The organism is Bradyrhizobium sp. 14AA (genome assembly GCF_054185205.1).
The window spans coordinates 20,135-29,141 of sequence record NZ_JAVAYM010000047.1 but is presented as its reverse complement, the minus strand read 5'-3'; the positions used below and the strand labels follow the sequence as shown (position 1 = coordinate 29,141).

Below are 9,007 nucleotides of genomic sequence, written 5' to 3'. Positions count from 1 at the left end.
TCATGCAGCGCCGCCGTATCGACAGCTTGCTCCAACCACCCACGATCAGCCAAGATCAGCCCCAGATGTGCCTAAGTCTGGCTCAAACCTAAACCGGACACCCGTGGGACAAGCCCGGGCATGACGACGCAATCACATCACCAATAGCGATACGGAGAGTGCCAGCGGCGCCAATGGTGCCAGCGGCAGATGCGGCGCGGGCCGTAATAGGTCCAGATGATCCGGCAGCGGCGCGGATAGTGGTAATAGGGATAATAGCCGCCGTAATAATAGCGCCGGTGGAAGTGGCGATAGCCGTAATGGGGGCGATAACCCCAATGACGGTGATAGCCGCCATATCCGCCGTAGCGAACGCCGCCATAGCGATAGCCGCCGGCGAAGGCCGGGGCCGCACGGACGACGCCGCCGCGGAAACCACCGCCATGAAATCCGCCGACATGTCCTCCGCCACCACGGAAGCCGCCGCCGCCGTGAAAGCCGCCGCCATGTCCGCCACCACCATGCCCGCCGCCGCCGTGACGAACCTGCGTGACGAGGTCGTCGGTCGCAGCCTTCGTCACGGGTGACGTCGCCGGATTGATCAAAGTCAGCGCTTCGGCACGACGCGTGGTCCCCGCCGACAGCATCAGCGTCGTGGCGGCCGCGATCCCGAGCAAGCGCATCGGGCTTGCCCTGAGACCTAAACTCCTCAGCATGGATTCCTCCCTGAATCTGGACAGCGGAGTTGCGATGCTCGTTCCCGGCCCGCGTCATCCCTGTTCATTTGCAGTCGCTCCCGACATTAAATTACGGACAGCGACGTGAATGCGCTATGAATGAACGGGACTGCCGGCGTCGCGCGGCGACATCACCACCACGGCCCGAAGCCGAGCACGAAGGGTGCGGGCACGCCGTAGGGATAAGGACGGTAGTAGACCGGCCGCGCGTAATAGCGTGGATCATGGCGCACGGCAGGCCGCACGATGTCATGGGCTCGCTTGTGTCGTCGCGCGTCGAAAACGGCGATCCCCGCCGAGGCCTCAGGTATCGTCACCCTGTGCGCAGCGGAGGCCGGAGACAGGCCCGCGGCAAGCGTCACGGCAAGGGCGGCTAATGCAATCCATCTCGCCATGACGATCCTCACGAGGGCCACCGTGCTGCCCGCAGGGCGTCAGCCCCGGCGCCAATAGCAGCTCATATGCGGCGTGATCACCGTGCCGCTGGGCCTGTGTTCCTGCACATAGGCGACGTTGCATTCGCGGACCGCGTCAGGACCCGGATTGTAGCGCGGGTAGACGCCGTCCGGGCTGTAATAGGGCGTGACGCGCAAGCGCGCCGGCCGCCTGCGCGGTGGGGGGACATCGTCGGGGGAGACCGCCTGGGCCAGCCGGATCTCGGGCCCGGCTGCCTGGGCTTGAACAGATTGGGCATTGGCCTGGGTGCCGACAAAAAAAGTCGAAAACAACCCCATGCACAGTAGAACCGGTACCGCTGTTCCCGCCCGCATCACATCACCACTGACCTGAGCCATCCCCTTGATGCGCCGTACGCTCCTCGTTTTCGCGCGCGGCGTCAACGACCCATCCTATAAAGCGGGATGCATCGCCGCGGAACCCGCGCTAAGAGGGATGCATGTGGACGGAATTGAAAGCGCCTTCGCTGGCCGAGATGGAAGCGACGGCCCACGACATCTTCGAACGCCTGCCGGCGGAATTTCGCAAACTCTGCGAGGGCGTGATCCTCCGCGTCGACGACTTCCCGACCGAGGAGGTCCTGGACGAGATGGAATGCGAGAGCGAGTTCGACCTGCTCGGCCTGTTCCAGGGCGTCGGCCTGCCCCAGCAGAGTTTTGGCGACGTGGCGCGGCTGCCCAACATGGTCTGGCTCTACCGCCGCCCGATCCTGGACTACTGGGCCGAGCACGACGAAAGCCTCGGCCATATCCTCCGCCACGTCCTGATCCACGAGATCGGCCACCATTTCGGCCTGTCCGACGACGATATGGCGGCGATTGAGGCGCAAGCAGACTAGATCTGCCGAATTCGGCCTAGGATTCGGCCCCCGATCGCGATAAATAACGGCTCCCCCTAGACCATCCGGGAAAGCGCAACCATGGACAAGTTCACCACGCTGGAAGGCGTCGCGGCGCCGCTGAAGATCATCAATGTCGACACCGACATGATCATTCCGAAGCAGTACCTCAAGACCATCAAGCGCACCGGCCTTGGCAAGGGGCTCTTCTCCGAGCAGCGCTACAAGGACGACGGCAGCGAGAACCCGGATTTCGTCCTCAACCAGCCCGCCTATCGCAACTCGAAGGTGCTGGTGGCCGGCGACAATTTCGGCTGCGGCTCGAGCCGCGAGCACGCGCCCTGGGCGCTGCTCGATTTCGGCATCCGCTGCGTGATCTCGACCTCGTTCGGCGACATCTTCTACAACAACTGCTTCAAGAACGGCATCCTGCCGATCCGCGTCAGCCAGGAAGACCTCGACAAGCTGTTCGACGACGCCGAGCGCGGCGCCAACGCGACGCTGACGATCGATCTGCCGAACCAGGAGATCCGTGGTCCCGACGGCGGCAAGGTCAAGTTCGAGATCGATCCGTTCCGCAAGCACTGCCTGATCAACGGCCTCGACGACATCGGTCTCACGATGGAGAAGAAGACCTCGATCGACACCTACGAAGAGAAGCTCAAGAGCGAACGCGCCTGGGCCTGATCGTACGTTTTCGTTTGAGCCCCGGTGCCACAAGCGCCGGGGCTTTTTCTTTGGCCTCGTTATCCCCTATAGCTCTGCCTCATGCTGCCCGACATCGTCACCTTCTGGCATGGCCCGATGGATGCGCTGCGCCAGACCTGTCTGCGCTCGCAGCTCGCGGCCGGCCACAAGGTCACGGTCTACAGTTTCGACGCCATTCCCGGGCTGCCCGCGGGCATTGCGAACGCGGACGCCGAGGCGATCCTGCCGCATGCGTTCTCCGAGCGCTTGCGGCCGCCGCAGCCGGACGGAAGCTGGCGCGACTGGACCACGCTTCAGTTCAGCGACTTCTTCCGCATGAAGCTGATGGCGAAGAATCTCGGCCTCTGGCTCGATGCCGACGTGCTGCTCCTCAAGCCCGTCGAGATCGATCCGGCAAAGCCGTACTTCGCCTGGGAGCGGCCGCGCCAGCTCGGCAATTCCGTGATCTATCTGCCGCCCGAGCACGGCATTGTTGCCGCCTTCGAAGAGCTGATGGAGCAGGAGGAGCTGACGCCGAACTGGCTGTCGCTGCGCCATCGCATCACGTTTGCGATGCGCCGCCTGCGCGGCGGCGCGAACCGCCTCTCGGATATTCGCATCGCGATCTTCGGGCCAGCGGCCCTCACCGCGCTCGCGCGCCGCACCGGTGAATTGCACAACGCGCTGCCGAAGCAATCGTTCTACGCCGTGCATGCCGAGCCAAAGCTGTTCTTCGACCCCTCGAGCTATCTCGGCCTCGTTACCAACCCTGACATCATCGGCCTGCACATCTCGCCCAAGGGCCGCGGCGGCGAGAAGCCGATCCCGGGGAGCTTGTATGCCTGGGCGACGGAGCGGTTTGCGTAGCTCTCCTCCCGTGTCCCGGACGCGGTGCAGCGTGCAACGCTGCTCCGCTGAGCCGGGACCCAGAGATGCGGCGAGATGGGTCCCGGCACTGCGGAGCGGCACTTCGCGCCGCACCGCGTCCGGGACACGAAAACTAACCGCTACACTCCAACGCTTCCCAATTTGATCCAGCGCAACGCCAGCCTGCATCATTGTGCCTAATCTGGTTCCAATTCCACGACCCCAATGGAGCCTCGCATGAGCACCGCAAGCAGGCCTTATCCCATCGTCCAGGACCTCATCGAATCCTTTGCGAGCTGGGTGAAGCATCGCCGCGAGATGAACGAGATGCGTCAGCTCGATCGCGCCGATTTCGACCGCATCGCGAGCGATCTCAGGATCGCGCCCGACGATCTGGAGGAACTGGTTCGTCACGGCAAGCATTCGGCCGACGAGCTGCCGAAGATGCTCGAACAGCTCGGCATCAACGCCGAAGATCTCGGCCGTGCGCAGCCGCTCTTGCTCCGCGACCTGGAGCGGGTCTGCTCGCTGTGCAATCACAAGGGACAATGCGACCGCGATCTCGCCGACGGCACCGCCGCGGAGAACTATCACGGCTATTGCGGCAACGCCTCGACGCTGGAGTCACTCGACCGCGCCGACCACGTGCAGCGCTGAAACGGCGCGCGAACGCTAAGGATGCCCCGACGGAGCGGCGGTTTCATCAAACCGCTGCGGGCCGGACTGAGGGGTCGCAAAGGAAAGCTTCCACAGGCTCAGCAAGATTGGAAACTGGAACACGGCGCCGCTCGCAACGGCACCCACCAATCCCCAAAATCCATGTTCGACGACCAGCGTCCGGGCGCCTAGCAGCAAGCCGCTCAACACATAGCCAACATAGATCAGCGAGAAGGATCGCCAGAAGCGCTCCGAAAGAAAAGGCCTCTTGAACGCGACAACAAAGACGCCGATCAGCCCAACGACCGCCAGCCCGGAGCCGATCGCACGAAACGGCGTTTCGTAAAACGCGGGATTAAAGGCAGATACCGAAAAGCAAACCGCATAGAAGACAGCGACGATCTTCAACCACATTTTAAACCCTCAGCGCGAATAACAATTCCAGCGGCGCTCGCACACGCCGTCGCGCTGCGACGGAGGCGTCGAGCCGTTACGTCTTCCCCATCGCCGCGATCGCATCCGCGATCTCGATCGTGCGCTTTGCCATGTCGGCGTGCAGGCGCTCCACCATCGCACCATCCAGGCGGATCGCGCCGCGCGAGGCATTTTCCGGCAGATCGAACGCCGCGATGATTTTTCGTGCGCAGGCGACTTCCTCTTCCGGAGGGGTGAAGATCGCGTTGCAGGCTTCGATCTGCGAGGGATGGATCAGCGTCTTGCCATCGAAGCCGAGGTCGCGGCCCTGCGCGCATTCGGTGGCGAAACCATCGGGGTTGGCGATGTCGCTATAGGGGCCGTCGAGGATTTCGAGGCCGTGGGCGCGCGTCGCCAGGATGCAATGCGTGATCATCGGGATCATCGCGGCGCGGCCCGGCAGCATCTTGATGCGCGTTTCGCGCGAGATGTCGTTCGGGCCGAACACGAAGCCCGACAGGCGCGTCTTGGGATCGCGCCCCGCGGCGGCCAGCTCCTCGGCGTGCAGCACGGCGCGCGCGGTCTCGATCATGGCCCAGACCTTGACGGTGGGCGCTGCGCCGAGCTCGGCGAGGCGACGACCGATCGCGTCGAGATCTTCGACGCTTGAAACTTTTGGAACCAGGATGCCGTCCGGCGAGGCCTTCGCGGCCATCGCGACGTCGTCGGCCCACCAGGGCGTATCGAGGCCGTTGGTGCGGATCAGGATCTCGCGCTTGCCAAAGCCCTTGGCGGCGATCGCGTCGGCGATCCCGTCGCGCGCGGCCGCCTTGGCCTCGGGGGCAACCGAGTCTTCCAGATCGAGGATCAGGCCGTCGGCGGCGAGATTCCGCGCCTTTTCCAGCGCACGGGGATTGGAGCCGGGCATGAACAGATGGCTGCGGCGCGGGCGGGTCATGCGAATGGTCCTTCCGGTTTCCTCGTCTCTCTTCTGGCCTGAGGCGATAGCACTTGGCCTGCCTATTCGAAAGGCTTGTTCGCCCCAGCGGTATATGATTAGGCATAGGCCATGACCGCATTCCCAGAGCATTTGCTGGAAGGCTACAGGGCCTTCGCCACCCAGCGGCTGCCGACCGAGCAGACCCGCTATCGCGAGCTATCGGTGAAGGGGCAGTTCCCGGAAGTGATGGTGATCGGCTGCTGCGACAGCCGCGTCTCGCCCGAGGTGATCTTCGACGTCGGCCCCGGCGAATTGTTCGTGGTCCGCAACATCGCCAACCTGGTGCCGGTGTATCAGCCCGACGGCAATGCGCACGGCGTCTCAGCCGCGCTGGAATATGCGGTGACGGTGCTGAAGGTGAAGCACATCGTGGTGCTCGGCCACGCGCAATGCGGCGGTATCCGCGCCTTCGTCGACAAGATCGAGCCGCTGACGCCCGGCGACTTCATCGGCAAATGGATGCAGATGTTCATCAAGCCCGGCGAAGTGGTGGAGCAGCGCGACCACGAATCCATGGCGCAATTCGTCGAGCGCATCGAGAAGGCCGCGGTGTTCCGCAGCCTCGAAAACCTCATGACCTTCCCGTTCGTGCGCAAGGCCGTGGACGCCGGCCAGATGCAGACCCACGGCGCCTATTTCGGCGTCGCGGAGGGATCGCTGTTCGTGCTGGACAAGATCGCGAAGGAATTCAGGAACGCGCGCGGCGTGGCGTAGGCGACCGCTCTCGTAGGGTGGGCAAAGCGAAGCGTGCCCACCACTTTATCGAATTCGTAGAGAGATGGTGGGCACGGCGCTTCGCGCCTTTACCCACCCTACGGCAGCTCGGCTTACGCCGCCTTCTTCTTCGCGGTGATCAGCTTGCGGTTGATCAGGACTTCCGCGATCTGGATCGCGTTGAGGGCCGCGCCCTTGCGCAGATTGTCGGACACGCACCACAGCACGAGACCGTTCTCCACCGTCGCGTCCTCGCGGATGCGGCTGATATAGGTCGCGTCCTCGCCGGCCGCTTCGTAAGGAGTCGCGTAGCCGCCGGGCTCCTGCTTGTCGATCACGAGGCAACCGGGCGCCTTGCGCAGGATATCGCGCGCTTCATCCGCGGTGATCGGATTCTCGAACTCGATGTTGACGGCTTCGGAGTGGCCGACGAAAACAGGCACGCGCACGCAGGTGGCGGAGAGCTTGATCTTGGGATCAAGAATCTTCTTGGTCTCCGCCATCATCTTCCACTCTTCCTTGGTGTAGCCGTCCTCCATGAAGACGTCGATGTGGGGGATGACGTTGAAGGCGATGCGCTTGGGGAATTTCTTCGCGATCAGCTCGTCATTGGTGTAGACGGCCTTGGTCTGCGAGAACAGCTCATCCATCCCGTCCTTGCCGGCGCCCGACACCGATTGATAGGTCGAGACGACGACGCGCTTGATGGTCGCCTTGTCGTGCAGCGGCTTGAGCGCGACCACGAGCTGCGCGGTCGAGCAGTTCGGGTTGGCGATGATGTTCCTCTTCTTGAAGCCTTCCGTCGCAGCCGCGTTCACCTCAGGCACGATCAGCGGCACGTCCGGGTCCATGCGCCAGGCCGAGGAGTTGTCGATCACGACCGTGCCGGCGGCGCCGATCTTCGGCGACCATTCCTTCGACACCTCGCCGCCGGCCGACATCAGGCAGATGTCGACGTCGGAGAAGTCGTAATGCTCGAGCGCCTTGCACTTCAGGGTGCGGTCGCCATAGGAGACCTCGACGCCGACGCTGCGGCGTGACGCCAGCGCCACGACCTCGTCCGCGGGGAATTTGCGCTCATCCAGGATGTTGAGCATTTCCCGTCCGACATTGCCGGTCGCGCCGACGACTGCGACTTTGTAACCCATCGTTCACTCTCCGATGAAAAAGCCCGTTCCTGAAGCTGACGCTTAAACAGGAAGAGCAGCGCTTCTATGCGAGAACCGGCCTCAAGACAACGTTGGACCATGCCTGAAGGCCGTGGATGCAGTCGCCTGAGGCCAGCACGGCCGCAATCCCCACCCGGACCGCCCTCCATCTGGCGCTAGCTGCCTTTGCCGACGAGATCATCGGCACGCTGGCGCGCCTGTTTGCCTATGTGGGGGCGCTCGTCCTGTTTGCCATCCTGGGGCTCGCGGCGCTCGGCCAACTGCCGAGCCTGCCCGACGGTGAGCTGACTTCGAGGCCGGGCTGGAGCGTGGCCGACCGCTCACATCCGGCCTTCGCCCTCAGCCGGCTCGATTCATCAGAGAAAACAGCCTCTTACACCATCCTTCGGCATCCCGAAGGCGGCCGCAGGGACGTCCTGCGCTGGGCGAGCGAGGCGGACAAGCCGGTGGCCGAGCTCGAAATATACCGCGAAGGCGGCGAATTCGACGTGACGCGTCCGGCGGCTGCGGATTTGGCCATCCAGATGGGCCTGGATGCGGCCACTCCGCTCGAGCAAGCCGGCCTGGTCGATACGAAATTCGGCCCCGTCGCCCTGTTTCGCCCGGTCGGCACGGCAGCCGGGACACGGGCCTGCCTGGGTTACCTCAAGCGCAACGAGGAGCCCGCGCTGCAGATCTCCGGCTTCACCTGCCAGGGCGACACCCTGCCTGCCCGACGCGCGGCCATCGCCTGCACGCTGAACCGGCTGACGCTGCTGACCTCGGGCAACGAGCCGAAGCTGGCGGAATTGTTCGCCCGTGCCGAGCTCAAGCGTCGCTCCTGTGACCCCCAGGGATCAGCGGACTGGCTGCTGGGCGCCGCGAACGCGCAATTGCGCGGGGCGCTTTGACGGGCATCAAGCTCAAGTGGCTGGTATTGATGCAACTTTTGCCGGCGCGCACGATTATTCAGCGCTGGTGTGACCCAATAGACCTAGTTGCAGCCACCCCGGCCGGGCTAGTATGGGGCGAAATGACTGGCGGCTTGCCGCCTGAAGGGGACGTGATGAGCTCGAATTTCTCTGCGGCGAACAAACTGGCGACATTGCTTGCGGCGGGCGCCGCGATTGCCATGGTCTTCGCAACACCGGCCTCGGCCGACACCAAGACCAAGCGCTATGACGAGCGCAGCCGGCATTATTACGGCCCGAGCGGTCCCAACGCGGTGTACCAGCAGGGCCGTACCCGCATCTATGTGAGCAAGCGCTCCTGGCTCGACGGCGGCACCGAGGTCAATCCGGGCGACCGCAAGTTCTCCGACTACGCCTTCCCGCCGGCCGTCGGCTATCCGTCCTTCGCCCGCGAAAACCTCAACCGCCCGATCGACCGCCAGCCGCTCGCCACCCCGGCCGATGTCGGCGGCTATCCGCAGAATTTCCCGCTGTACTGAGCGGACTGATCGACCGAATCAAAATGGCCGGGCTCACGCCCGGCCATTTTTGTTTTGGGA

13 protein-coding genes are annotated in these 9,007 nt (G+C 64.0%); 7 read left to right on the top strand and 6 right to left on the bottom strand.

Annotation, left to right across the window (positions count from 1 at the left end; translation table 11 throughout):
* Positions 1-137: 137 nt before the first annotated feature.
* The 3 genes from RAD15_RS41900 to RAD15_RS41890 form a co-directional block, all read right to left on the bottom strand.
* A complete protein-coding gene (locus RAD15_RS41900; protein WP_458184554.1) occupies positions 138-695 on the bottom strand; it encodes a hypothetical protein in 558 nt (185 codons plus the stop codon).
* 152 nt (positions 696-847) lie between these two features.
* The gene (locus RAD15_RS41895) at positions 848-1,111 is read right to left on the bottom strand and encodes a hypothetical protein (protein ID WP_458184553.1); all 264 of its coding nucleotides are present in this window, start codon (positions 1,109-1,111) and stop codon (positions 848-850) included.
* A 39-nt stretch (positions 1,112-1,150) separates the two neighbouring features.
* Positions 1,151-1,450 (bottom strand): hypothetical protein, encoded by a 300-nt coding sequence (locus RAD15_RS41890; RefSeq protein WP_458184555.1) that lies wholly within the window; start codon positions 1,448-1,450, stop codon positions 1,151-1,153.
* Positions 1,451-1,611: 161 nt separating this feature from the next.
* Here RAD15_RS41890 and RAD15_RS41885 point away from each other — a divergent pair, with 161 nt between their 5' ends.
* From RAD15_RS41885 to RAD15_RS41870, 4 genes are all read left to right on the top strand, one after another.
* On the top strand, positions 1,612-2,010 hold the full coding sequence (locus tag RAD15_RS41885; protein ID WP_458184552.1) for a metallopeptidase family protein: 399 nt from the start codon (positions 1,612-1,614) through the stop codon (positions 2,008-2,010).
* Positions 2,011-2,091: 81 nt separating this feature from the next.
* Positions 2,092-2,697, top strand: coding sequence for a 3-isopropylmalate dehydratase small subunit (leuD, locus tag RAD15_RS41880; RefSeq protein ID WP_441233117.1), 606 nt, complete (start codon positions 2,092-2,094; stop codon positions 2,695-2,697).
* 81 nt (positions 2,698-2,778) lie between these two features.
* On the top strand, positions 2,779-3,564 hold the full coding sequence (locus RAD15_RS41875) for a hypothetical protein (RefSeq protein WP_458184551.1): 786 nt from the start codon (positions 2,779-2,781) through the stop codon (positions 3,562-3,564).
* A gap of 237 nt (positions 3,565-3,801) precedes the next feature.
* Complete coding sequence (locus RAD15_RS41870; protein ID WP_458184550.1) at positions 3,802-4,221, top strand: hypothetical protein; 420 nt, start codon at positions 3,802-3,804, stop codon at positions 4,219-4,221.
* Positions 4,222-4,236: 15 nt separating this feature from the next.
* Here RAD15_RS41870 and RAD15_RS41865 read toward each other — a convergent pair whose 3' ends face one another.
* Both RAD15_RS41865 and RAD15_RS41860 read right to left on the bottom strand, forming a co-directional pair.
* Entirely contained in the window at positions 4,237-4,635 is a 399-nt protein-coding gene (locus tag RAD15_RS41865; RefSeq protein WP_458184549.1) for a hypothetical protein, read from the bottom strand.
* Between the two features lie 76 nt (positions 4,636-4,711).
* On the bottom strand, positions 4,712-5,593 hold the full coding sequence (locus RAD15_RS41860; RefSeq protein WP_458184548.1) for an HpcH/HpaI aldolase/citrate lyase family protein: 882 nt from the start codon (positions 5,591-5,593) through the stop codon (positions 4,712-4,714).
* A gap of 111 nt (positions 5,594-5,704) precedes the next feature.
* Here RAD15_RS41860 and RAD15_RS41855 point away from each other — a divergent pair, with 111 nt between their 5' ends.
* Positions 5,705-6,349 (top strand): carbonic anhydrase, encoded by a 645-nt coding sequence (locus tag RAD15_RS41855; protein WP_458184547.1) that lies wholly within the window; start codon positions 5,705-5,707, stop codon positions 6,347-6,349.
* 113 nt (positions 6,350-6,462) lie between these two features.
* Here RAD15_RS41855 and RAD15_RS41850 read toward each other — a convergent pair whose 3' ends face one another.
* On the bottom strand, positions 6,463-7,497 hold the full coding sequence (locus RAD15_RS41850; protein WP_458184546.1) for an aspartate-semialdehyde dehydrogenase: 1,035 nt from the start codon (positions 7,495-7,497) through the stop codon (positions 6,463-6,465).
* Between the two features lie 116 nt (positions 7,498-7,613).
* Here RAD15_RS41850 and RAD15_RS41845 point away from each other — a divergent pair, with 116 nt between their 5' ends.
* Positions 7,614-8,408 (top strand): hypothetical protein, encoded by a 795-nt coding sequence (locus RAD15_RS41845; RefSeq protein ID WP_458184545.1) that lies wholly within the window; start codon positions 7,614-7,616, stop codon positions 8,406-8,408.
* A 155-nt stretch (positions 8,409-8,563) separates the two neighbouring features.
* Positions 8,564-8,947 (top strand): hypothetical protein, encoded by a 384-nt coding sequence (locus RAD15_RS41840; RefSeq protein WP_458184544.1) that lies wholly within the window; start codon positions 8,564-8,566, stop codon positions 8,945-8,947.
* Positions 8,948-9,007: the final 60 nt, after the last annotated feature.